The following is a 23,836-nucleotide window of genomic DNA, read 5'->3' as shown; positions in this document are numbered from 1 at the left end:
TAGTATACCTGTATTTTTTTGAGATTTCGAGTAGGTGTATTTGGTGTACTCAAAATCAAGTTCTGTTTCATATAAAAAGTGATGATCGCGGGATCATCACTTTTGGCTTTAAGCGTTTAAAAAGGCGAGGTAGTGCGTGACACATTCGTCCAGAAACTTAATCGTGGCCTGATTGGTCAGCGTCCCGACCGCGTCAAACTGGTCGTGCGCCTTGCTCAGCAGGAATTCATTACCGGGCAGCACCTGGGCGGCCAGCCCGGGCGAGTCCAGGATCTGGCGCAGGTGACCCTGGGCGCGAACGGTACCCATCGGGCCCAGCGCGGAGCCGACGATCATGACTTTTTTGCCAGTCAGCGGATGTTCAACGCGTGAGCACCAGTCTAGGGCGTTTTTCAGCACCGCGGGGATGCTGTGGTTGTGCTCCGGGGTGGCAATGATCACGCCATCTGCGGCCGCGATGGCGTGGCGGAAGTGTTGCACCGCCTCAGTGGGGTGGGTTTCGTCGTCTTGGGAAAACAGTGGCAGTTGGCCGGTTTCCAGCAGCGTCAGGGAGAATTGCGCCGCGTACCGGGTCTTCATGAACTGGAGCAGCTGGCGATTGGTCGAGCCCGACCAGTTGTTGCCGACAATTCCGACAAGGTTTAGCATGTTTGCGCCTCATTTCAAAGTTAATGTCTCCATTATCAAGGCGCAGCCGGATTGTTGCAAGTTTAGGCTTGCGGTAATTCACTGTCAGCAATCTGGGCCAGGGTGTCCTGGGACGGAATGAAGAAGACCTCGCCGGTTTCGGGCGTGGAAAAATCCAACAGGCGGTCGGATTTTTCGAACATGTTCTGAAGCATGCGCTTGGTGACGGTCCAGTGGCGGGCGTAGCCGATAAAGTAGGTGCCCTTGACGTCCTTCGCGGCGGTGGCGAACGGGACATTCATGCGCACAATTTTATGTTCGACCCCGCCTTCGTTATCCTGCGAGGCGATGTTGTGAGCGTTCGGCAGTTTCTCGTGCTCTTCAAGTTCGATATCGTTGAACTTCTTGCGCCCGATGGCCTGCTCTTGCTGTTCGACCTTGAGTTTCTCCCAGGCTGCCAGGTCGTGGCGGTACTTCTGGGCAAAGGCATAGGAGCCGTTAATGAAATCCTGGTCTTCATCGCCAATCACGGCGTACTCCGGCGTCTGCAACGCGTTCGGGTTTTCGGTGCCGTCGACGAACCCAATGATGGCGCGACCCTCGAAGTAACGGAAGCCGTGGGTCTCATCCAGGGTGGTGACGTTGGCTTCGATGCGCGTCATGATCTCCGACAGCAATTCGTACGGCACGGCGGAGTTGCGCGCCCGCAGGTGGAAAAACAGGTCGGCTGGGGTCGCGACGGCGGTGTGCTTGGGACCGTGGATCGCGTGGAACTCCTCGAGCTCAGCTGGGCGCTTCGCCGTCGGGAAAAGGTAATCCCAAGCGCTGCGGGAGAAGCCGAACGCAACGGCCAAGCCGGCATCAGGGTAGCGGATGTTCATACTGTTGATAAAAGCCGGCAGGTGTTCGGCAAGATCTTGCACCGCCGCCAGATCGCTGGCCTGGTCCTGACGGTTGAGGTTCATCGTGACAAAAATAATGCTGTCGCCGGCGTCCTTGTAGACGTCTTGAACGCGAGTCAAATCGATTGGCATGGTTATCCCCTCCAAATGAGTATGCTTTCAAAATCCAGAATAGCATAGCGAAGTTGTAAGCGGCACCAATTAAGCATAGCAAATTTTGCACAATTTAAAAGGGCAAAAATAAACCAGCCGCCACGGGCTGGTTCAGGGGTTACCGAAACGGATTGTAGAAGCGGCCACCGTTGACTTTGAAGAGCCAGGCGCCGATCAAAATGATTGCCGCAGTGCCGGCCAAAGTCAGCCAATCCTGCCAAGCAAAGGGATGATCCATGTACCAGGTCCGGTGCTTCTTGCGGCCAAACCGGCGCAGCTCCATCGCCTGACTGACGGTATCGATGCGGTCCAGCGAGGAGAAAATCAGCGGCATCAGGATCTGTGCGGACCCCTTCAGGCGCTGGGAGAACTTGGCCTTTTTCGACAGCTCATAGCCGCGGGCCTGCTGGGACAGCGAAATCTGGTGGTAGACGTTTTGAATGTCCGGGATGTAGCGCAGCGCCAGGGCAACCGAGTACGACACCTTGTAGGACAGGTGAATTTTGTTCAGACTGGCCGCAAACTCCGACGGGTTGGTGGTGATCAGAAAAATCAGCGCCAGCGGCACCGTGACGATGTACTTGCTGAGCAGATTCAGCTCGTAAAACAGCTGCTCCGAAGTTACTGTCAGGTATCCGCTGCCAAACAGCAGGTGCCGCGTGCCGTAAAGCTGCACCCCGTACTCGGGCGAAAACAGGTACACAGTGATGAGGTTCAGCAGCGAAAAGGCGGTGATGATCTTCACGACCAGGCTGACCTGGGACCACTTGATCTTGGCCTGGTAAAAGAGGATCAGGGACATGACCATGATTGCTGCGGTGAAGCGGAGGTCGTAGCTGGCCATCGCGATGATCGAAATGCCGACAAAGGCCAGCATTTTAGTTGCGCCGCTGAGGTGGTGCAGCCAGGTGTCGCCGCCATCAAAACCGAATAAGTTAGACATGACGTTCCTGCCTTTCGTGTGCGATTACGGCGGCGGTGAAGGCGAATGGATCCATGTCCATCCGCTTGGCCAGCGTGTACAGCGAGGTTTCCGCCAGCCGGGCCTGCTTGATGATGGCCGGCTCCGTCAGCACCTTCGCGGGCTCGGCGTCAAGCAAAATGCCGGAGTGACCCAGTACCACGGTGCGCGTCGCGTATTCAAGCATCAGGTGCATGTCGTGGGTAATCAGCAGCATGGTGATGCCGGAGTCGCGGTTCAGCTTCTCCAAAAAGCGCATCATTGCGGTGTAGTGGCGCCAGTCCTGGCCGGCAGTCGGCTCGTCGAGAATCAACAGCTGCGGGGACAGCGTCAGAATGGACGCAATCGTGACCCGCTTTTTTTGCCCAAAACTGAGCGCGGAAATCGGCCAATTGCGGAACGGGTAAAGGCCGCAGATCTTGAGCGCGTCTTCGACCTTGGCCTTGATGGTGGCCTCATCGACGCCGCGCAGGGTCAGACCCAAGGCAACCTCGTCAAAAATTTTGATCTTCGAGATCATCTGGTTGGGGTCCTGCATGATGTAGCCGATCTGGTCAGCGCGCTCCTTGACGGACTGGGTGGCCAGGTCGGCGCCGGCGAAGGTCATCGTGCCGGCATCGGGTTTCACGAAGCCGGTGATGAGCTGGCTGAGGGTGGTTTTGCCGACGCCATTTTCACCGACCAGGGCAAGCATGTCGCCGCGGTTAATGGTCAGATCAAAGTGGTCGAACAACTTGGGCCCCTTGGGGTAGCCAAAGGTGAGGTCCTTGATGGCCAGCAGGGGCTTCAGGCCGGCAGGCTTTTGGTGGGCCGGCTCGCCGGTTAGCCAGTCGCTCAGCTTCTGCTTCAGATTGGGCGCCTCGATGGTATTCACCGAGGTGATGCCGGTGGTGTCGTTGAAGTCGATACCGGCCAGATCCAGCGCCTCGAGGTACAGCGGTTCGCGCAGGCCGATTTCCCGCAGCAGCGGGGTTTTCAGCAGTGCCTCGGGCGTTTCGTTGGCGATGATCCGGCCGTCTTGCATCACGATAACGCGGTCGACCGGCTGCGCAAGGACTTCCTCGAGCCGGTGCTCAATAATGACGACTGTGATGCCCAGGCGGCGGTGGAGGTCGTCGATCAGTTCGATCGATTGCTTACCGGTGGCCGGGTCAAGCGCAGCCAGCGGCTCGTCGAACAGCAGGACATCACCTTCGTCGACCAGGACGCCGGCCATGGCCGTACGCTGCTTTTGCCCGCCCGAGAGCGCCTGCGGGGACTGGCCAAGTTGATCCTTGATGCCCAAGGTGGTGGCCCACTGGCGGACTCGCGTTTTCATTTCGGCCTGCGGTGTCGCGTCGTTTTCCATGGCAAAGGCGATGTCCTCGGCGGCGGTCAGGCCGACGAACTGACTGTCCGGATCCTGGAGCACAGTGCCGACGTGCAGCGACAGGTCAAACAGACTTGAGTTTTCGACATCTTGGCCCATCACCGTTACCTGACCGGTGATTTTGCCGGGGATGGCATGCGGGATCAGGCCGTTGATCAGATTGCCCAGCGTCGACTTACCGGAGCCGCTGGGGCCGATGATCAGCACTTTTTCGCCCTGGTTGATGGTTAAGTTGATGTCGTGCAGCGTCGGCTCAGCCTGGCTGTCGTACTGGTAGGTGACGTGATCGAAAATGATCGCAGGTTTGCTCATGGGTATCCTTTCTCACAATAACTGCGGCGCCAAGCGGGTTCGCCTGGCGCCGCAGTGGGTAATTGGCGTAGTTTTTATTGTGTTTAGCTAATCGTTGAAGCGGAGATTAGTCTTCCTTCTTCAAGCTCCCACTACGCGTCCGCGAAGCTGCATACGCCGCCAGCAGAATGGAGCCGATGACCGCGCCGGAGATGATGTTGGACACAGCGGAGATCAGGCCCTGGATGTAAACCTTGTTCGCCGGTTCAGAATAAACCAGCACGTCAAGCGTTGGCGCAATGGCCGCCCACGCGATCAGGTTGGTCAATCCAGACACTACATTGTAACCGATGAGCTTCTTTTTGCCAAAGTCGCCTTTGGACACGTCGAGCCGTTTCCAAAACAACCCAATCACTCCGCCGACCAATCCAGTGGTGAAGACCCAGGTCCACCACGGGGTGCCGTACTGGGTGAAGTCGTTCAGCGCGTGGCCGAGAAAGCCCATGATGAAGCCAGCAACCGGGCCGAAGAGGACACTCATGAAGCCTAAGAAGCCGTATGAGGTGTCGATGTTCGTGTTCGGGAAACCGGTCGGAATCGAGACCCAGCGCTTGAGAATGAAGATGATCGCCGTGCCGATGCCGATTGCGACCACGGTTCGCACACTGAATAACTCATTAGATGATTGCTTGTTTTTTGCCATAAGGCATTTCCCCCTAAGAAAATAATTAATGTACGCCGGCCCAAACTGGGCGAGCGGGTGAACGGCCAACCCCATCGTCAATCAAAAAACGCCGTCCTAAGCAATTGCTTAGGACGACGCTGCGCGGTACCACCTAAGTTGCCGCAAACGCGACCACTCGAAGCGCTTAAGGCGCGCGGCACCACCTGCTGAGAGCCATTCTTGCAGACTTTTCGATGATCCTTGCACCAATTGGATCACTCTCTTTGCGGAAAGGAGACTGCCTTACTATTTCTCAGTACCGACTGACGATGTCAATAGCTTAGCAGTCTAAGCGAAAAATGTCAAAACAATAAGCGAACAATAAGAACGCTATCATGCGATTAATTCGTTATTCCATGCCAAAGCCGGCCGTTGATAAACCTGCGGCCATTTGGTATGATTGTGCGAATGAATTGCATCTATAGAAGAAAAGCGAGGTAGCGAAGTGCTAACTGTTTCCAACGTCTCGATGACTTTTTCCGATCGGACCTTGTATTCTGACGTTAATTTGAAGTTCACCCCGGGCAACTGTTACGGCATTATTGGGGCCAATGGGGCCGGCAAGTCCACCTTCCTGCGCATACTGGAAGGCCAACTGACGCCGACCACTGGCACCGTGGCGCTGGATCCCAATGAGCGGATGAGTTCGCTGAAGCAGGACCACTTTGCCTTTGATGATCAAACCGTCCTGAACACCGTGCTGCAGGGCTACACGCACTTGTATGAAGTGATGACGGAAAAGGATGCGCTATACCAAAAAGCCGACTTCACCGAGGCCGATGGCAACCGCGCCGCTGAGCTCGAAGGCGAGTTCGCCGAGATGGACGGCTGGAACGCCGAATCCGATGCGAGCCAGCTGCTGCAAAGCCTGGGGATCCCAGAGGCGCAGCACCAGACGCTAATGGCCGAGCTGCCGGAAGGCGAAAAAGTCAAGGTGCTGCTGGCGCAGGCCCTGTTCGGCAAGCCGGACGTGCTGCTGTTGGACGAGCCGACCAACGGGCTGGACCCGCAGACCATCGCCTGGCTGGAAGATTTTCTCGCCGACTACCAAAACACGGTCCTGGTCGTCAGCCATGACCGGCATTTTCTCAACGCCGTTTGCACTGAGATGTGTGATGTCGATTTCGGTAAGATCGAGCTGTTTGTTGGGAACTATGACTTCTGGCTGGAAAGTTCCAAACTGGCCCAACAGCTGCGCTCCCAGCAAAACGCCAAGAAGGAAGAACAGATCAAGCAGCTGCAGGACTTCATTGCACGGTTTTCCGCCAACGCCTCCAAGTCCAAGCAGGCGACTTCGCGCAAGAAGCAGCTGGACAAGATCACTCTTGACGACATCAAGCCGTCAAGCCGCAAGTATCCGTACATCAAGTTCACCCCGGAGCGCGAGATCGGCAACGACCTGGTGCGGGTGGAAAATGTGGCCAAGACCATCGACGGCGAGCAGATTCTCAGCAACGTGTCGTTCATCCTGCGGCCTGGCGATAAAACCGCGCTAATCTCGCGCTCCGATGTCACGGCCAGCGTGCTGATGCAGATTCTGGCCGGGACCATGCAGCCGGACACGGGCAGCGTGACCTGGGGCGTGACCACCAGCCGCGCCTCGATGCCGCGCGACCTGAACCCGGAATTTGCCGACGAGCGCCTGGACATTCTCGAATGGCTGCGGCAGTTTGCCAGCAAGGAGGAGTCTGATAACACCTTCCTGCGCGGGTTCCTCGGCCAGATGCTGTTTCGCGGCGATGATGTCTTGAAAAAGACGCCGGTGATGTCCGGGGGCGAAAAAGTCCGCGCCTACCTGGCCAAAATGATGCTGAGCAAGGCCAACGTACTGCTCTTCGACGATCCGACTAACCACTTGGATTTGGAAAGCATCACCGCGCTGAACGATGCGCTGATCGATTTTCCGGGCTCGTTGGTCTTCACTAGTCACGACCATCAGTTTATCCAGACCATCGCCGACCACATCATCGAGGTCGGACCAAAAGGCATTGTCGACCGTGCCGACACCAGCTATGACGAATTCATGGCCCACGAAGTTGCGCAGGCGCAAGTCGAAGGCATCTATTAAGCAATCGCGCCGCACCTTTGCCGCCCGTTTCAATGGGCGGCGAACGTGCGGCGCGTTTTTATATCAGATCGAGCAGGTCGCTGGGGGCGGTCAGGCGGTAGGCAATTGGCTCAAACGCTGAGGTCGGTTCAGGCGTGGTCCAGCCCGCCAGGCCGAACGCGACGTCGGCGTCATGCGCCGCCTGTGCGTCGACTACGGTGTCACCGACATATAATAGGTCGTTCAGGTCGGCTGAGAGCCGCTTGGCCGCCAGCAGGATCGGGTCGCCGGCGGGCTTGTCTCGCTTGGCCTGCCCGGCGGTGACCCAGGTGTCGATGTAGCGGCGGTAGTGGTAGCGGGCGTCGTCGAGGGCGAATTCGTGCGCGCTTTTGGCCGTGACAATGCCGAGCTTGGCGCCGGCCTGCCGCAGCTGGGTCAACACCCCCGGAAAGCCTGGGATCCAGCCGGATAAATCGGCGAACTGCATCGAGTCGTTGATCCACTCTTCAATTGCCGCCGCGTTCGCGCTGGGGTCGGTAAAGCCCAAGCGCGTCATGGTTTCGACGGACGAGACGCCGTTTGAGAACGTCAGGTCTGGCAGCGCGTAATCTTTGCCGTGGCGGCGCATGGTTTGCTGCAAGCCGTGCAGGTACATGTTGGGCGAATCAATCAGGGTGCCGTCGATGTCGAAGATGAAAGTTTTCATGTTTGTCCTCCTGGGTCAAGTATACCGAAAAAGCGCTGCCAAGTATGGGAAAATGCGTTGACAGCGGGGCGAACAACTGTTTGAATTGAACTTAGAAATGGGGGCCTGCACATGCGCATCATGCACACTGCCGATTGGCATATTGGGAAGAACCTGGCCGGGTTTGATTTGGCAAAAGATCAGGACGCGGTGTTCGAGAAGCTGGTCGAGACCGCTAAAAAGGAACACGTGGACGCGATCATTATCGCGGGTGATCTTTACGATCGGGCCAATCCGAGTGAGGACTCAGTCGACCGCGTTAACCACATGTTGTACCGCCTGAACCGCAAGGAAGGCTTTCCCCTCTTGGTGGTCTCAGGCAACCACGATTCCGGCGTGCGGCTGGGCACGGGACAGCAATGGTATGAATCCACTAAGCTATACATGCGCACGGAACTCAAGGACGCCTTCACACCCGTTGAGCTCGAAGACACGCAGTTTTTCCTGCTGCCGTATTTTGAGCCGTTCGCCGCGCGCGACTACTTTAAAGATGACAGCCTGACGAACATCAACAAGGCGATGCCACCGGTCGTCGAAAAAATGCAGAAACAGTTTGCACCGGACAAGCGGCACATTCTGGTCGGGCACTTTTTTGCGGCGGGGAGCAAACACTCGGATTCCGAGACGTTGGTCAACGTCGGGGGCCTGGATGCGGTTGCTGTGTCCGATTTGCAAGCCTTTGATTATGTGGCCCTGGGCCATTTACACAATCGCCACGCGCTTGATGATCCTAAAGTGCAGTATGCCGGCTCGCTTTTGAAATTTTCCGTGTCCGAAGCCGTCCAAGAAAAAGGCGTCTACATCATCGACACGGATACCATGCAGCGCCGGTTTGTCAGCTTGGCACCGCTGCACGACCTGCAGCAGCTGACTGGCAGTTTTGCGCGCTTCGCCGATCCGACTAATTTTTCGGCTGAGGAGCTCGACGCCTACACGGCAGTGAAGCTGACCGATGTTGAGGTGATTCCTAATGTCATGGCGAAACTGCGTCAAGTTTTCCCTCGACTGATCGAGCTGAAACGGGAGACCCATGTGGATCTTGGAGAGGTTGCCCACACGGACGTGAAGCTGGCGCCGACGAAACTGCTTGGCGACTTTTTCCAGCAGGTGACCGGCAGTGAGCTCAGCGAGCAACAGATGGAATGGGCCAAAGCCGCGCTGGCGAAAGCGGGGGAGGAAAAGAAATGAAGCTGCAGACTTTGCGGATGGAATACTTTGGGCCGTATCGAGACGCGACGGTCGACTTTGACAGCTTTGCCGATACACCGCTGTTTCTGATCAGTGGGAACACCGGCAGCGGCAAGACGACGATTTTTGACGCCATAGTCTTCGCGCTTTACGGCGACACGTCAGGCGACCAGCGCAGCGGGGATGAGATGCGCGCCAATTTTGCCACCCCGGCGCAAAAAACGCGCGTGACACTGCGTTTTCACCACGGCGACAAAGACTACGAGATTTGGCGCGAGCCGGCGCAGACGCTGGCCAAAAAGCAGGGCGGGGTCACGAACAAACCGATGAACGTGTGCCTCACGGTGTTTAAAGACGGTCTGGAAGCCGGTCAGTGGACCAAAAAGCGGGACATCGCCCCACGCATCAACGACTTGCTGCACCTGGACGCGATTCAGTTTCGACAGATCATTTTGCTGCCCCAGGGCCAGTTCCGACAGTTTCTCGACGCCAATTCCGATGATAAGGGCAAGTTGCTCGAGCGGCTATTTGGCACGAACCTGTTCGCTCGCTGGCAGGACGCGATGAACCAGCAGGCCAAGGACGCTTCGGCCAAGGTCAAGCAAGCTTCAGACCGCTTGCACACGCTGGCGGAGCAGTTCACCTACACTGCGGACACAACACCCGCGGACGGCGCCTCGCTGACCGACCAAATTGCTGCGATGAAGGCCACCGCAGCGGCATTGACCGCACAGCAAGATGCCCAGGCGGCTGTGCTGAAGCAAGCAAGGACCAAGTACGAACAGGCCAATGCGGCCTACCAAAATGGGCAGCAGCTGCAGCGGGCGTTTGAGCAGGCGCAGACGGCGCAGGCGGCGCTGGCCCAGCTTGCGGCCGATGCGCCGGCCCGCGCCGACAAGGCAAAACTGCTGACTAAGCTCGAGTGGGTCGCCGCCCATACCGGCGACGCGGATCGCCTCACCGCCCAGCAGACCGAGTTAACGCAGCTGGAAGCGGCGCTAGCGCACACTGCAGACGCACTGAAGCAGGCTGAACAGGCGGTGGCTTCGGCTGAGCAAATCAAGCAGGCGCTTGATGCGCAAGCGGACGAGATGGCGGCGGCAAGTAAGCGTGAAACCGAGCTGAGCAGCATCCGGCCGCAACTGGAGCGAGTGGCCGACCTCACGAAGGCGCTAGATAAGGCCAAAGCGCAGCGTGCGCAGGCGCTGGCCCGTCAGCAGACAACGCAGACCGCGGTCGCCGCGGCGAAGGCAGCGCTGGTAGAAAATGCTGAGGCCATCGCCAAGCTGACGCAAGACGATCAGACGGCCGCGCTTCAGACGCAGGCGCAACGACTGGCTTCGCTGAAGCCCGTGCATGACCAGTGGCGCCATGTCGGCAAGGAGTTGAAGGAAGCACAGAACGAGGTGAAGGACGCCCAAGACTGGGTGGCCACCACCACGAGCGCGGCAGAAGCGGCCCAGGCGGCATACACGCAGCTGCATGACGCGCAGCTGCAATCGCAAATCGCGAGTTTGGCGGCGCAGTTGTCGCCCGGGGCGGCCTGCCCGGTTTGCGGCAGCCTCGACCATCCGCACCCCGCGGCTGCCGCTGCGACGGCAATCGTGAGCGACGACGAAGTGGACGCCGCTGATTACGCCCGGCAAAAGGCGCAATCAGACTTGGCTAAAAGTAAGGCGGATCTCGAGCAGGCTCAAACCACTGTGGCCAAGCTTGTCGATCAGGAGCAGGCGCTGGCAGCCCAACTGTCGTCAGACGATAATCCAGAGCAGGCGTTCCAGCAGCTGGCAGATCGAGTTAAGAATCTGCAGGAAAAAGCCGACGATCAAAAACGGCAGCTGACACAGTTGCAGCAGCAGGCGGACCAGCTGAAAGCCGATCAGGAAAGTGTCGAGGCAACTCTCAAGCAGGCCGATGATGCTTTTCACCAGGCGGATGCGGGCCTGACCGGGGCCCAGTCTGCCTTGAAGACGGCGCAGGAGGCGCTGCCCAAAGACACGCCGGCGCTGTCGGCGCTTACGGCGGAGCAAACGCGGTTGCAAACCAAGCTGAAGGCGTTTGCCGATGACCAGGCTGCAAATGAAACGGCTCTGAGCACCGCCAAACAGGCAGTGGCGAGCGCCAAGGCGACCGAGGCCGCGCAGGTCAGCCAGCAGGCGCAAACCAAGACCTCTTTGGCGACGGCGCAGGCGGCGTTTGAAGAGGCAGTGGCAGCCAACCTTGATGGCGCTACCCCGGCTGTGTTTGCCGAGCTGCGACACCAGATCGATCAAATCACGCCGATCAAGGCGGCTCTGGAGGCGGCCAAGACAGCAACCACGACGCAAAATGCCTTGCTGAAGCAGGCAAAGCAGCAGATTGGGGAGGCCCAAGCCCCTGACCTGACCGCTTTGGGTCAGGCGCGCGACGCCGCCAGTGCGGCGCAGAGCCAGGCTCAAGCGGATCTGGCCACGGCCCAAAGTGCCTTGGACCAGGACCAGCACCTGCTGGCACAAATCGACTCAGCATACACACAAAACCAAGCGGCGCAAACCCAGGCGGACTCGCTGAGCGCCTTAGCTGCGGTCATGAACGGGAACAACGAGCGCAAGTTATCGCTGGAACGGTTTGTCCTGCGGGCGTACCTGCAGGAGGTGCTGACCGAGGCCAACGGGCGGCTGAGCAACCTGACAGACGGGCGGTACCAATTCCAGCTGCACCAAGAGCCTGGCAGCCACCGCAACGATTCCGGCCTTGAGATAGATGTCTTTGACGATCAAGTCGGGGCGACGCGCTCCGTTCACACGCTATCTGGCGGTGAAAGCTTCATTGCGGCACTGAGTCTAGCGCTGGCGCTGGGTGAAGTGATCCAGCACGATGCCGGCGGAGTGTCGATTGACGCGCTGTTTGTGGACGAAGGCTTTGGGTCGCTCGATCAGGCCAGCCTGCACACGGCCATCGAGGCGCTGCGGACCATCGAAGGGAAGGTGCGCATGGTCGGTATCATCAGTCACGTGGCTGAGCTGCGAGCGAGTGTACCCGATCAGCTGCAGGTCAAAGCCTCTGGAACTGGGGAAAGCACGCTGAAGGCGATCCATGCAAGCGACCATTAGCAACTGACGCGTTCGGGTGCTAATTATACCCAAAAGTGGTACACTGAACGTGTTGAGAAGTTAAATTCTCAGCTCTATGCCACTGTAAAAGAGGCGAGAATAATGGCAGGAAAGCTTAGTAAACAGGAGCGCAAAGCGCTGATCGAAGAAGTTGAAAAGAAGCGTGCCGAGCACCCAGTGAAGAAGACTGAGTCAGGGTTTGCCACAATCGACAAAGAAGCCGAGAAGCTCGAGGATGACAAGTAATTTTAAAACTCTTTGTAGTCGCCAGTAATGGCGGCTATTTTTTATGCCTGGCGTGACCTGAGGCTGCCAGATAGTTGACAATGGCAATCAGCTTAATTATAAGTAGGTGTAATGTTTATTATTTGTCCTTTGAACAGGAGATGGAGGAGTTAGGATGAGTAAAACAAAGCATTGGGGAATCGTCGGGGTGGCGCTGTTGAGCCTAATGGTCATGGCAGGGTGCGGGCAGCAGGCCAAAAAGTCGGATGCGACTGAGCCGGCCAAAAGTGCCAAGGTCAAATCCAGCAGCCAGAAAAGTGCGAAGGCCAAGTCGGGCAGTAAGACTAGCGGCAAGGCCAAAGCCGGCAAGCAGAGCAGCAGTGCCAGCAGTAAGGCCTCAGCAAGCAGCTCACAGCCGGCGACGCCTTGGGACGGCACCAAGGACGCGGCGCTGGCCAGCTTTATCGCCTCTTGGGAGAAAACCATGGGTCAGTCTTATACTAAATTCGATGGCATTCATCCGCTGCAAACATCGGTGGGAATCGCGTACCCCACGGCGTTTTCAGAAGAACTCGTTAATGGCACACCAAATCAGCTCGCCTGGCGTCCGGATGGCACCGGCGACAGCAGTTACAACGTGGTCGCGATTTATAACTACGATGGCACTGAGCCGCCACTGCCGAATCGCATCACCTATTTCTTTGCGTTCCACAACGGTCAGCCGGTGGTGCTGGTGGACCAAAGCCGCGATGGTGCGCCTTCTGCCGGCGAAACGCAGAACACCGCACTGCGCACCAACTTTCAGCGCATTGCGACAGGGCAAAGTGCGCAATAGGCGCAATCAGGTACTTCAGGCCAGCGCTTACCGCTGGCCTTTTTGCTGAGCGCGGATTACTGGTGCTAAACAGATTGAATCATTCCTGTCCAATTTGTTGAGCAGTAGGCGTCAGGGGTATAATCGACTCAGTTAAACGGAGGCAGCGATGACAGACGAACAGACGCGACACCAAGAGCTGGTGGCGCGGATCAACCGAATTTTTCTTCGTAATGGCTTGACGGGCCAGTCGATGGCCGCGCTGGCCAAAGCCGTCGGAGTCAGCCGCGGCAAGCTTTATCTCTACTTTTCCAGTCGCGATGCGGTTGTTTCAGCCGTGGTCGATCAGTTCGTGGCGCTGGCCAATGCGCAGGGCCAGGCGCCGGCCGCCGCGTGGACCGTGCAGGCGCTGCCGCATTGGCTGCTGACCGAGCTGATGCTGCTGGGGTCAAATAGCCCGGTATTTTTGGCCGACCTCGCGCACGCCTATCCGGAGCAGCAGCGCCGCGTCGAGGCCGCCTTGCACGCGTGGGAGGAGCGGCTGGCCGCCTACCTGAACGAAGGAATGGCGCGCGGCGTGTTTCACACGATCGATGTCGCCTTGTTTCTGGCGATGATCCGCAAAACGGCGGACGGGCTGAACCGCCCGGCGCAAATCGGGGCCAATGGGGCCAAGCCGGTCCTGAAGCACCTGCTGCGGATTTTGACGCTGGCGCTGCTGGACGAGGCGCCCGCAAAAAAGCTTTTGACCCAAGCGGTCACCCAGCGGGCGGTCACGGCGCTGGCCGGGGAGCTGACCGTGCTTTATCAGCAGTAAAAAAGCCAGCCTTTGGGGGGCTGACTGGTCAGTTATTGCAGTGCGTACTGGCGGATTACTTCGCCCAGGCCGCCTTCATCGTTGGTGCCGGCGATCACCTTGGCGTGGGCCTTGGCCTCGGCGCTGCCGTTGCCCATGGCGACTGGCAGGCCTGCGACATCGAACATGGCAATGTCGTTGCCTTCGTCGCCCACGGCCATGACCTCAGCGAGGCTCAGGTCGAGGACCTGGGCCAAGTCGCGCAACGCCTGCCCTTTGTTCACCTGCGGGTCCATGACCTCGAGAAAATTGCGGCCTGCGCGCACGACGTAGAAGCGCTCGCCCAGCGCCTGGCGCACAGCTGGTTCGGCCTGGTCCAGTAGCGTCTGCTCGCCGACATAGGCGCCTTTGGCAATGGCAAAATCAGTCGGCAGGTCGTCGGGGTTGCGGATCTTCAGCCCGGCTTGGTTTTCAGCCGCCTGCTCGACAATCCACCAGTCAACGTCACGGTCCGCGGTGTAAATCGTGGAGTGCTCGTCCAGCACATTAGTCGGCAGGTGAAGCTTTTGCCCCAGGGCGGTGATTTCGCGGTAGGCGGCATTGTCGAGCAGGTGCTTGGCGACCACGCGGCCGGTAAGCGACTCGATCACAGCGCCGTTATACGTGATGACGTATTGGTCGTCGCCGGCAAGTTCAAGCTGATCGAGAAACGGTTGCACGCCGGCAAGCGGGCGGCCGGTGCACAGCACCACCTTGATGCCGCGCGCAACCGCGTCTTGGACCGCCGATTTGGTGCTGGGCAGGATCTGGTGGGTCGAGGTCAAAAGCGTGTCGTCGATGTCCAGTGCGATCATGCGAATTGTCATAAGCGTTCCCCCGTTTCGTTAGTAGTTTCATTATAGCAAAGCATGAGACCGCTTGCATAAGGGACCGGTACGTTAAACTAGCTTTGAGGTGAATTCATGGCACTGAATTGGTCAGAGGAAAAAATCGCGGCCTTCCGCAAGGCGCTGCTGGACTGGTACGATCAGGAAAAGCGGGACCTGCCATGGCGGCGGGACCACGATCCGTACCACATATTGCTCTCGGAAACGATGCTGCAGCAGACGCAAGTGGCCACGGTGATTCCGTACTACAATCATTTCTTGCAGCGGTTCCCGACCGTTGCAGCCTTGGCGCAGGCGCCAGAGGACCAGGTGATGAAGGCCTGGGAGGGCCTGGGTTACTACTCGCGCGCCCGGCACCTGCAGCAGGCGGCCAAGCAGGTCGTGCAGGACTACGGCGGCGAGTTTCCGCACACAGCTGCCGAGCTGCGGCAGCTGTCAGGCATTGGGCCGTACACGGCTGGCGCCATCGCCAGCATCGCCTTCAACCAGCCCGAGCCGGCCATCGACGGCAACGCGTTTCGCGTCTTTGCCCGGCTGTTTAAGATTGACGCGGACATCGCGAAGCCCCAGACCCGTCAGGTGTTTGACCAGCTGATCCGCCAGCTGATCGACCCGCAGCGGCCGGGGGATTTTAACCAGGCCATCATGGACCTGGGCAGCAGCTACATGCGCGCGAAGGACCCGGACCCGGCGCACTCGCCGCTGGCCGCGTTCGACCAGAGCTACCTGAGCGATACCGTCCTGGACTACCCGGTCAAAAGCAAAAAGAAAAAACCAGTGGTGGTGCCTTATTTTGCGCTGGTGATTCACTCGCCGCAGGGCTACCTGCTGGTGCAACGGCCGCGCACGGGGATGCTGGCGGACCTGTGGATGTTTCCGCTGATCGACCGCAGTGAACTTGAAGCAGCGCTGGAAGTTGATCAGCTGATAGAGGCGGCCGCACAGTTCGCGGCGCTGTCCGGGGTCGCGCTGAAGTTTGCGGATGCCGGGGCCAAGCCGGTGCGGCACACATTCACTCACCAGCAGTGGCAGCTGACGCTGGTCGAAGCGGAAAGTGCCGCCTTCGACTTGGCGGTGCTGCCGGCCAAATGGGTCAAGGCGGCTGACTTTGAAAAGCTCGCGCTGCCGACCGTGCAGAAAAAATTAGTGGCTGCGCTGAAAGCGGGAGGTGCCTTGTGAACACATTGATCATTGTCAGCCATCCGACAATTGCGGATTCGCCGACGCAGCAGTTTTTAAAGGCCAGTGCGGCTGGTGTCAAGGGAGCCACCTGGCATCACCTGGATGAAATCAACCCGCTGGATGTTGCCGCCGAACAGGCGCTGATCCAGGCGGCGGACCGTCTGATCTTCGAGTTTCCGTTGTACTGGTACCAGGCTCCGGCCAGCCTGCACCAGTGGCTTGCGGCCGTGTGGACGCGCGGGTTTGCGTACGCCGAAACCGGCGGCAAGCTCACTGGCAAAACGCTTGGGCTGGTGGTGTCATACAGCCAGCCTAAGCAGGCCTACCAAATCGGCGGCAGTGAAGGCGTTTCAATGTCCACCTTGCTCAGTCCGTACCAGGCGCTGGCGCGTAAAACTGGACTGACGCTGCTGGCGCCGCTTGAGATTGCCCAATTCAGCTACTTGACCGAAGAACAGCGGGCACATCTTTTCACCCGTTATCAGCAGTACCTGACGGTGCCGCAACCCGCCCGCTTCGCGGATCAGGCGGCCTGGTTTCTAGCCGAATTAGCAGCCAGGGGGAAAGCAGATTCAACGGCTGCGCTGATGGCGTCCACGCTGGCGGAGCGTCAGGATCAGTTGACCAGCTTGCGGCAGACTATTGCCGAGCTGCGCGAAGGGGAGGCGGACTGATGGACGAAACCACAAAATGGCTGCTTGACCAGGCCAATACCTTGGCAGAGCAGTCCAAAGATTACGAGGACCGGGCCTTTTTCACGGCTCTTCAGGCGTTTATCCAGGAGCAGGCCACCCGCTTGGATCAGGCCCAAGGCGAGGTCGACGGGCGCTTTTGGGACCACCGCCGCTGGTAAATCCAACCTAGGGCTGATGGGCCAAGGACTTCAAGGTGTTAGGCTTGAGTTAAAGAGAGGTTGATGGCGATGCGAAATACCGTTGAAAAATTGACGCGTTACGCCTGGCTGAGAGCGTTGATCTTGGCCCTGGTCGGCGTCTGGTTCCTGCTGGCGCCGACTTCGGTGTACCACGTGGTGAAGTATGTGCTGTTAGGCGGCATGTTGCTGCTCGCCCTTGGCGCCTTCATCGATGCGGTGCGCGCCCAGCGAGGGACGCTGGAAAGTCAAAGTGCGCTGTGGCGCGGCGGCGGTTTGCTGATCGGCGCGATGGTCGTGGCCGTCCTGCTGCGGCCGGCACTGTCGCTGCTGCCGATTGTCATTGGCCTAATGCTGGTGGTGTACGGGATCTCGCGGATCATCACAGCGCGTGATCGCCAGGTTTACGTGAATGTTTCGCCGTTTCCGACGATCCTTTACGGGCTGATCGTGGCCATCTGCGGGTTTGTGCTGCTGTTCAACCCGTTTCGGTCAATCATGGCGCTGCTGCAAGTCGTTGGCGCGATGCTCATTGTGATGGGCATTCTGGAACTGGTCGACGCGTTGCGTGGCCGCCGTCACTAACTCACGCTGGCCTACGCAAAAAGCCGCCCCGAAAAATTTTCGGGGCGGCTTTTTCTACTGTCTAACTTAAGGCGCCGGGATCGGATCACTTTCAAGCCAGCTCCAGGTGTAGTGGATCGAGCCGTCGCTAAACTGAATCGAATAGGCGCTGGCCTGGCGATTGGAGCCGGCGGCAGCTTGAGCAGCCTTCATTGCGGTTTCTGCCTCATGCATGGTGTCGAACAGGCCACCGATGCCGATCAGAGCGCGGTCGGCGTCACTGACCGAAGCGGCTGGTGCTTGCTGTTGGCTTGAGGCCGAATCAGCCTCGGGCCCGGTGGGCGCCTTCGGAGGCTGCTCCTCGGCTGGGGTCTTCGCAGGTTGGGCTGAACCCTTGGCTGCCGGGGCAGCTTTGGTTGTCTGACCATTTTCGGCTTGCTTGGCCGGTGCGGCAGGCGCTGCCTGCTCTGGGACCTGGGGCTCGGCCGCGTTAGCGTCTGGCGGGTTGGGTGCGACCTTTTCCTCCTGTTTCAGACTTTCGGCGATTGGGGTGTAGGTCTGCTTAAAGGCTGCCACCGGCACCTCCGCGATTGCCGCCTCTGCCGCCGCGACTGTTTGCGCGGTGGCGGGCCGGCGTTGGGCAGCGCGCAACTTAGCCAGGGCCGCGGTTTGAAGCGAGACCAGTGTCACCGGAGTTTTCGCGGCGGCTGCGTACTTTATATTGGCCGCCTCAAGCGTTCGGAAGGCCCGCTCGAGCGTGGTGCTGTCGTACTTCTGGTCGGTGATGACCTGGGTGGGGCCGAGCACCGCCGAAGCCTCGGAGCGGATGGCGACGTAGAGCTTGGCGTCTTTCAGCTGCTGGGCGGCTGCCTTTAAAATGACCTTCTGGTGCGCACTCAGCGCGGTGTGGTGGCGTTCGGCCTGCTGGTAGGCGTAATTCGCCTGATTCAAGTAGGCGCTGGCCAAATTGCTTTTGGGGTCGGCAATGAAGGCGGGCTTGTGCAGCGCCTGCGTCGCCTCGGTCACACGCTGCACTGAACGGGCGGCCGCATCGGTTTGGCTGAGCTGATGGTGAACGACTAGACCAATGCCCGCCGCAAGCGCGACACTGATCGTGATCAACAGGGCAACTGGTCGTTTCATAGGAATTTCCCCTTTCCCAAAAATGGTGATGATTGATTGTACTATATCACGTTTTTGAAGGCGGTTTAACCTTTAAGGGAAACAGGTGACAGCATTGTTAGCAGGGAACTCAAAAGGCCCGCTCGCACGCGCCTTCGGTGAGTGGGCCTCTTTAAGTTCAGGTTAGGCCTGAGGATCTGTTTTCGGCTGGACCAATGGGTTGGCCCAGTGATTGATTGGCCCAAACTTATGGCCGACCGGGATCTCATGCGCGATGGCCGTGTCGACAAAATGTTTGGCGAGCCGGATGGCGTCCTCAAGGTCGGTGCCCTTGCCCAGTTCGGCGGTGATGACGGCGCTGAGGGTGTCGCCGGTGCCGTTCTTGCGCTCGGTGTCGTAGTACGGTCCGGTCAGCCAGAAGCGCTTGCCGGAATCCAGCAGCACATAGTCGCTGACTTCGGTTTGGGTTGCGGAATCGTGGCGGCCTTTGAGCATCACGTTCTTGGCGCCCATGTCATGAATCGCTTCGGCGGCCTTGATGATCGCGTCCTTGTCCCTCAGCTTCATGCCGGTCAGGTGCTCGGCCTCGTAAAAGTTAGGGGTGATCACATCCGCCATCGGGATCAGCACCGTCTTGAGGGTCTCGAAAGCCTCGGTCTCCAGCAGCATGTTGCCGTGCTTGGTGGAGATCACAGGATCCAGGACGAGCGGGCCAAAGTCGTACTTCTGCAGGTTGGCCGCGACGTTCTTGATGACCGCCGCGTCTGCCAGCATGCCGGTTTTCGCAGCGCGGATCTTTAAGTCTTCGCCGACCGCCTTGAACTGGCTGTCGATGAACGACAGCGGCATCACCTGACTATCGTGAATACCGTAGGAGTTGCCTGCGACTGCAGCAGTCAAAATCAATGTGCCATAGGTGCCGCGCATGAAAAAGCTGTGCAGATCGGCCTGTGCCCCGGCACTGCCATCGCTGTCGACCCCCGCGATGGTCGCTACTTGTGGTAATTCGTTTGCCATATTCTCGCCCCTTCAGATCAGTATCGGACTTAATTGTACAAGGTTATCCAAAATAAGCAAACGAAAAGCGCCCGTTAAGGCGCTTTGTTTCGGCTTTTAGTTGAATGCCCGCCGCTGAGGCAGGACGGCCTTGAGCCACTGCCCGAAGAACGGATACTGATGGTTCAGTTCGATCACGTGGACAGTCGGTTCCGGGTAGTGCAGGACAATGCGGTTATTTTCCGTGTCCAGCTTGATGTTGAGCACGTTGTGGTTCGGCAGGTCGAGGGCGTAGGCACCACGGCCGGCCTGGCGCATCAAAATCGCGTTGTTGGACGCAATCACGAACAATTCGTCCAGCGCCGGGGAGTTCTCCGCCGCCAGCACGTTCACTTGCAGGCGCAGATGTGCGCCGACCAGCTCGTTCGGGATGGTGGTGGAGGCCCAGGTCAAGGTGTCGTCAGCAATGTCGTCGGCGCCCAGGTCCTTCCAGTCGTGGCCGTTGTCGTCCAGCACCTGGTAGCTGACCACGCTGCCGTGATCTAGGGGCACGGCGACTTTAATGTTGCCGGAAGATTTAATTTCCACAGTGGTCGACAGCGGTTTGGAGTTGTCGAACTTGGTGGCAAAACTCAGCCCGTCGACTGGCTGCAGGACGGTTTCGTCAATGGTGGCGAAGCTGAAATCTGCGGTGTATAGCACTTTGATCATGGCCGCCAGCGCCTGCAGCTCGCCGTCTGTGTACCCCAGGTCAGGGTCTTTAGCGGTGATTTGAAGCAGAGTTGGCAGGTTCTTGGCGACCAAGCGGCCATTCGGGGTCAGCGCGCCGTCGATGGCCATAAGCTCGGTGTTTTTGTCCGGGCTGGCCAGATAGATCGTGATGGTGCTGTGATCGCCGTCGCCTACTTGCGGCTCAAACCAGAGGCGCTCGGCAAAGGTGTTGTCGATTTGCTTGCTGGAGCGCAGGGCTTCGAGCAGCTTGTCAGCCATCAGCGCGGTGTAGCTGAGGGTCTCGGCCTGGATGGCAGGCAGGTTGCCTTGCCACAGCGGATCGTTGCGCAGAAAGGCCATGCGCTTGCTGTAGGCGATGGTGATCGCGTCGCGGGCTTGTCGCGCGTTCAAGTCACTCGTGGCGATTTTGGTGATCTCTTGATCTTTAAAATTAAGCATTAGCCTGTTCCTCCTTCAGCGCCAGTGCCTGCATGAAGTCATCCTGCAGGCTGCCCAGAATATTTTCAAACTGGTCAACGGAGCTGTAATTGGAAGTGACCGCTTGGTACTCGTAACGCGTGATTGCGGCGCCCACCTGGAGCTGGCGCTTCTGCGCATCGAAGGCTTCATCGGCGCTGGCCTTGGCGGAGTCAAAGCGGGCCTTGAGCTGACTTTGATCTGGCCCGGCCGGCTTGTGCGCCGGCGCACTGCTTTGGTCCTGGTCGGGATCCACGAAGCTCTTCAAAAAGCCGCGGACCCGCGAGCCAGTCGCCTCGGGCTGCGCGGTGTTGTCGGCAGCCGCGTCCGCTTCGGCGTCTTCCAGCTGACGGTGCAGCCGGTCGACTTCCTGGTAAGTATCCTTGCGCATGGCTTCGAGCTGGTGATCCAGAAAATGGTCCGGATCCTTGGCAAAGGCACGCAGCTGCGGCAGGATGGCGCGCTCGGCGTCAGTGCGCTGTACAATGTTGCGGGCGAAGACATCAATGCTGCCGAACTGGCGGCGGTGGTACCAGTCGCCGAAGAAGACCTCACCCTGATCGGACACCTCAAAAAACGGGATGTGCTCGCGCAAAAAGGCGATGAAGTCCTGCTGCAAAAAGTCGTGCAATTCGTGCACCGCGGACTTGTCATAAGCCAGGATGTAACCCGGCGTTTCCGCCAATGTCAGACGCAGCGTCTCGGCGGTCTTATCGATTCCCTGATACAGATGATAGGTCGACCGATCGGCCCACGCCTGCGCGAATGTATTAAAAAAGTTATTTTGATAATTAAGGCTCGATTCTACTGTCATAGCATTTCCTCTCGCTTCTTAGCTGATACGTTCAGTTTACCGCAACCGTGAGGTCGGTGAAACCGGTGTTATCAAAAGTTTCCTTATAGAACGCAGAAATATGACCGTTGAAAATGAGAATGTGCCCATTTAGGCGGACAAAGCGCCAGCGCCCGGATAAAATAAATAGCAGACTGACTTTAGGAGGAAGGGCGCATGGCGAAGAAAACACTCACACTCAAGTGGCTTTTTCTGGGGTCTTTGATCACCAACACGGGGATTTCATTCATTTGGCCGCTGACGACAATCTACATGCACGAATACCTCGGCGAGTCGCTGACCGTTTCGGGGATTGTGTTGTTTTTCAATTCCGTGGCGATGATGCTGGGCAACCTGATCGGCGGCCGCCTGTTTGACCGCTGGTCACCGTACCGCACCATTTTGACCGGGATCGCCCTGGACGTGGGCACGTCACTTGCGCTGATTTTCTGGCACGGCTGGCCGGCCTATCCGCTGCTTTTGGTCGTCATGGGCTTTGGCTCAGGCCTGGTCAACACGGCGATCAACTCGTTTGCCACGCTTTCGACCAGCCGGCGCGCGAGTTATGTGTTTAATGTCCTGTACTTTATGCAAAATCTGGGCCTAGTGATTGGCACGCTGATCGTCGGGTACGTGCTGCCGCTGGGCATCGCCTGGATCTTCGCGCTGGCGTTCGTCATGTTTCTCATGTTCTTCGGGGTGGCGCTGGTGCACTTCAACGTGACGCCGCGGCCGAGCACCGAACGGGTCAAAGCCGCGAAGGCCGCGCGGCGGAATCCACACCTGATCAACATCATGCTGCTGCTTGCGACATTATTTTTGACCTGGGTCGCGTATGAGCAGTGGCAGAGCAACATTTCGACCTTCATGCTGAGCCTGGGCATGAACGTGCGCAATTACTCGTTTTTGTGGACCTTCAACGCCGTGCTGATCGTGCTCGGCCAGCCGATCTTGACCCTGTTTGACGATTGGCTCACGGCTCACTTGCGGCTGCGTCTCGGCGTCGGTTTTGCGCTGTTTGGCACCGCCTTTTTGCTGCTGATTCCGGCTCGTTCGTACTGGATGTTCGTGCTGGCGATGGGGGTGCTCACTCTGGGTGAGATTCTCGCGCTGCCCTCGGTGGCGACCTACGTGGACATGTACACCGACCTGACTGAAAAAGGCCGCTTTCAGGGCTACGTTCAAATGTTTGCGTCTGCGGGTCGGGCGGTTGGACCGCTCGCCGGGGCGCTGGTGATCGAGGCGGTGGGCTACCATCCGCTGTTTCTTGGGTTGGCGATTATTCTGTACGTGTCGATCGCGATTGTCTCGTGGCGAGCGGCCGCCGTTAGATAACTAATGCAATTCATAATTAATATTGTAAATGTTCATATTTTCTTCACAACTTATGGATATTATAAGAACATAGAAATGGCGCAAGCCTTTCTACCCCAACCCAATTTTCATTTTTACTCCTCCAAAGTAAAAATCGCCAAGTGGTCCCCCAAACCGCTTGGCCAACTCCTCAGGCCGCTGCCCAGCGGCCTTTTTTGATGCAAGGTGCACAGACTTGGCGTACTCAGGCTGATGATTAGCCTAGGCCGCGGCTTTGCCTGTGTAACAGGCGAAGTCGTTGCCGTAGCTAATCATTCGGCCGTTGCCAAGTCCGAGCCCAGTTAAGTAGGGTGCGAAGGGTTCGCGCACTTAGGGGGACAGGTAGCCTAGGCGCGTGGGCGTTGTTGACTCGTAGCCCAGTTAGGCAAGGTGCCGAGGAACAACGATTCTAGATTCTATTCTCACCCACCCTTCGCCCAAAATCTTCTTTACAGCCGCGACGGGTATGCTACAATTAGTCTTGTGTTTTGGGTCCGTAGCTCAGTTGGGAGAGCGCTGCCTTCGCATGGCAGAGGTCGTGAGTTCGAATCTCATCGGATCCAGAGTGAAGATTGCTGCGCCTCTTCGGAGGCACAGCAATCTTTTTTTGCTTTGACCATCCCGCAGAAATTGTAAAAACCCGATACGAGACGCTTGCCAGCGCTACCATTTTTCGATAATCTATTACTTAGAAGGGGTCCTTAGCTCAGCTGGGAGAGTGCCTGCATGGCATGCAGGAGGTCGCGTGTTCAAGTCACGTAGGATCCAGAAGTCAAAAAAAGGCGTCGGTGCAATCAGCATAGTTGCTGAGGGCATCGGCTTTTTTTGCCCCTCAATTTTCAAGTCAAGTGCAACGATGATAACGAATTCTTGATAGTGGTCTAGGCTGTTACGCCATGCATCGGTA

Annotated in this window: 22 protein-coding genes and 2 tRNA genes; 13 read left to right on the top strand and 11 right to left on the bottom strand. The window is 58.1% G+C overall.

Annotated features, from left to right (window positions below):
* Positions 1-108 precede the first annotated feature (108 nt).
* The 5 genes from EKM86_RS11075 to EKM86_RS11055 form a co-directional block, all read right to left on the bottom strand.
* Positions 109-648 (bottom strand): NADPH-dependent FMN reductase, encoded by a 540-nt coding sequence (locus tag EKM86_RS11075; protein ID WP_125757985.1) that lies wholly within the window; start codon positions 646-648, stop codon positions 109-111.
* A gap of 62 nt (positions 649-710) precedes the next feature.
* A complete protein-coding gene (locus tag EKM86_RS11070; RefSeq protein WP_125757983.1) occupies positions 711-1,661 on the bottom strand; it encodes a Dyp-type peroxidase in 951 nt (316 codons plus the stop codon).
* A 139-nt stretch (positions 1,662-1,800) separates the two neighbouring features.
* Entirely contained in the window at positions 1,801-2,625 is an 825-nt protein-coding gene (locus EKM86_RS11065) for an energy-coupling factor transporter transmembrane component T family protein (protein ID WP_125757981.1), read from the bottom strand.
* A complete protein-coding gene (locus EKM86_RS11060; protein WP_125757979.1) occupies positions 2,618-4,324 on the bottom strand; it encodes an ABC transporter ATP-binding protein in 1,707 nt (568 codons plus the stop codon). The genes EKM86_RS11065 and EKM86_RS11060 overlap by 8 nt, the downstream gene beginning before the upstream one ends.
* 106 nt (positions 4,325-4,430) lie before the next feature.
* On the bottom strand, positions 4,431-5,006 hold the full coding sequence (locus EKM86_RS11055) for an ECF-type riboflavin transporter substrate-binding protein (RefSeq protein ID WP_125757977.1): 576 nt from the start codon (positions 5,004-5,006) through the stop codon (positions 4,431-4,433).
* 466 nt (positions 5,007-5,472) lie between these two features.
* Here EKM86_RS11055 and EKM86_RS11050 point away from each other — a divergent pair, with 466 nt between their 5' ends.
* A complete protein-coding gene (locus EKM86_RS11050) occupies positions 5,473-7,095 on the top strand; it encodes an ABC-F family ATP-binding cassette domain-containing protein (RefSeq protein WP_164506260.1) in 1,623 nt (540 codons plus the stop codon).
* A gap of 58 nt (positions 7,096-7,153) precedes the next feature.
* Here the strand turns inward: EKM86_RS11050 and EKM86_RS11045 are convergent, their stop codons facing one another.
* Entirely contained in the window at positions 7,154-7,780 is a 627-nt protein-coding gene (locus tag EKM86_RS11045; protein ID WP_125757975.1) for an HAD family hydrolase, read from the bottom strand.
* A gap of 111 nt (positions 7,781-7,891) precedes the next feature.
* Here EKM86_RS11045 and EKM86_RS11040 point away from each other — a divergent pair, with 111 nt between their 5' ends.
* The 5 genes from EKM86_RS11040 (at position 7,892) to EKM86_RS11025 (ending at position 13,955) form a co-directional block, all read left to right on the top strand.
* A complete protein-coding gene (locus tag EKM86_RS11040; protein WP_125757973.1) occupies positions 7,892-9,007 on the top strand; it encodes an exonuclease SbcCD subunit D in 1,116 nt (371 codons plus the stop codon).
* Positions 9,004-12,099 carry an AAA family ATPase gene (locus EKM86_RS11035; protein WP_164506259.1) on the top strand — a complete coding sequence of 1,032 codons (3,096 nt, stop codon included), beginning with the start codon at positions 9,004-9,006 and terminating at the stop codon, positions 12,097-12,099. Before EKM86_RS11040 ends, EKM86_RS11035 begins: the two co-directional genes overlap by 4 nt.
* Before the next feature lie 102 nt (positions 12,100-12,201).
* The gene (locus tag EKM86_RS12425) at positions 12,202-12,345 is read left to right on the top strand and encodes a hypothetical protein (RefSeq protein ID WP_164506258.1); all 144 of its coding nucleotides are present in this window, start codon (positions 12,202-12,204) and stop codon (positions 12,343-12,345) included.
* A 154-nt stretch (positions 12,346-12,499) separates the two neighbouring features.
* A complete protein-coding gene (locus EKM86_RS11030) occupies positions 12,500-13,159 on the top strand; it encodes a DUF4767 domain-containing protein (protein ID WP_125757969.1) in 660 nt (219 codons plus the stop codon).
* A gap of 148 nt (positions 13,160-13,307) precedes the next feature.
* Positions 13,308-13,955, top strand: a complete 648-nt coding sequence (locus tag EKM86_RS11025) for a TetR/AcrR family transcriptional regulator (protein WP_125757967.1) — start codon at positions 13,308-13,310, stop codon at positions 13,953-13,955.
* A gap of 32 nt (positions 13,956-13,987) precedes the next feature.
* Here the strand turns inward: EKM86_RS11025 and EKM86_RS11020 are convergent, their stop codons facing one another.
* A complete protein-coding gene (locus tag EKM86_RS11020) occupies positions 13,988-14,800 on the bottom strand; it encodes a Cof-type HAD-IIB family hydrolase (protein WP_125757965.1) in 813 nt (270 codons plus the stop codon).
* Between the two features lie 96 nt (positions 14,801-14,896).
* Here EKM86_RS11020 and mutY point away from each other — a divergent pair, with 96 nt between their 5' ends.
* The 4 genes from mutY to EKM86_RS11000 all read left to right on the top strand — a co-directional run bounded on the left by mutY (position 14,897) and on the right by EKM86_RS11000 (position 17,459).
* Positions 14,897-16,000 (top strand): A/G-specific adenine glycosylase, encoded by a 1,104-nt coding sequence (gene mutY, locus EKM86_RS11015; protein WP_125757963.1) that lies wholly within the window; start codon positions 14,897-14,899, stop codon positions 15,998-16,000.
* Entirely contained in the window at positions 15,997-16,677 is a 681-nt protein-coding gene (locus EKM86_RS11010; protein ID WP_125757961.1) for an NAD(P)H-dependent oxidoreductase, read from the top strand. The genes mutY and EKM86_RS11010 overlap by 4 nt, the downstream gene beginning before the upstream one ends.
* The gene (locus EKM86_RS11005; protein WP_125757959.1) at positions 16,677-16,856 is read left to right on the top strand and encodes a hypothetical protein; all 180 of its coding nucleotides are present in this window, start codon (positions 16,677-16,679) and stop codon (positions 16,854-16,856) included. Before EKM86_RS11010 ends, EKM86_RS11005 begins: the two co-directional genes overlap by 1 nt.
* A 63-nt stretch (positions 16,857-16,919) precedes the next feature.
* Complete coding sequence (locus EKM86_RS11000; RefSeq protein WP_125757957.1) at positions 16,920-17,459, top strand: DUF308 domain-containing protein; 540 nt, start codon at positions 16,920-16,922, stop codon at positions 17,457-17,459.
* Between the two features lie 66 nt (positions 17,460-17,525).
* Here the strand turns inward: EKM86_RS11000 and EKM86_RS10995 are convergent, their stop codons facing one another.
* The 4 genes from EKM86_RS10995 to EKM86_RS10980 all read right to left on the bottom strand — a co-directional run bounded on the left by EKM86_RS10995 (position 17,526) and on the right by EKM86_RS10980 (position 21,558).
* Complete coding sequence (locus EKM86_RS10995; RefSeq protein ID WP_125757955.1) at positions 17,526-18,581, bottom strand: hypothetical protein; 1,056 nt, start codon at positions 18,579-18,581, stop codon at positions 17,526-17,528.
* A gap of 162 nt (positions 18,582-18,743) precedes the next feature.
* Positions 18,744-19,577 (bottom strand): bifunctional hydroxymethylpyrimidine kinase/phosphomethylpyrimidine kinase, encoded by an 834-nt coding sequence (gene thiD, locus EKM86_RS10990; RefSeq protein WP_125757953.1) that lies wholly within the window; start codon positions 19,575-19,577, stop codon positions 18,744-18,746.
* Between the two features lie 96 nt (positions 19,578-19,673).
* Complete coding sequence (locus EKM86_RS10985) at positions 19,674-20,726, bottom strand: hypothetical protein (RefSeq protein ID WP_125757951.1); 1,053 nt, start codon at positions 20,724-20,726, stop codon at positions 19,674-19,676.
* Complete coding sequence (locus EKM86_RS10980) at positions 20,719-21,558, bottom strand: SbcC family exonuclease (protein ID WP_125757949.1); 840 nt, start codon at positions 21,556-21,558, stop codon at positions 20,719-20,721. The genes EKM86_RS10985 and EKM86_RS10980 overlap by 8 nt, the downstream gene beginning before the upstream one ends.
* A 195-nt stretch (positions 21,559-21,753) precedes the next feature.
* Here EKM86_RS10980 and EKM86_RS10975 point away from each other — a divergent pair, with 195 nt between their 5' ends.
* From EKM86_RS10975 to EKM86_RS10965, 3 genes are all read left to right on the top strand, one after another.
* Positions 21,754-22,911 carry an MDR family MFS transporter gene (locus tag EKM86_RS10975; protein WP_125757947.1) on the top strand — a complete coding sequence of 386 codons (1,158 nt, stop codon included), beginning with the start codon at positions 21,754-21,756 and terminating at the stop codon, positions 22,909-22,911.
* Positions 22,912-23,419: 508 nt separating this feature from the next.
* Positions 23,420-23,492 (top strand) — tRNA-Ala (locus EKM86_RS10970).
* A 132-nt stretch (positions 23,493-23,624) separates the two neighbouring features.
* Positions 23,625-23,697, top strand: a tRNA-Ala gene (locus EKM86_RS10965).
* Positions 23,698-23,836 lie beyond the last annotated feature (139 nt).

The organism is Lacticaseibacillus hegangensis, from assembly GCF_003946465.1.
Classification (GTDB): Bacteria; Bacillota; Bacilli; order Lactobacillales; family Lactobacillaceae; genus Lacticaseibacillus; species Lacticaseibacillus hegangensis.
Note: the sequence above shows the minus strand (reverse complement) of the source record. Positions and strands in the feature narration are given on the sequence as shown.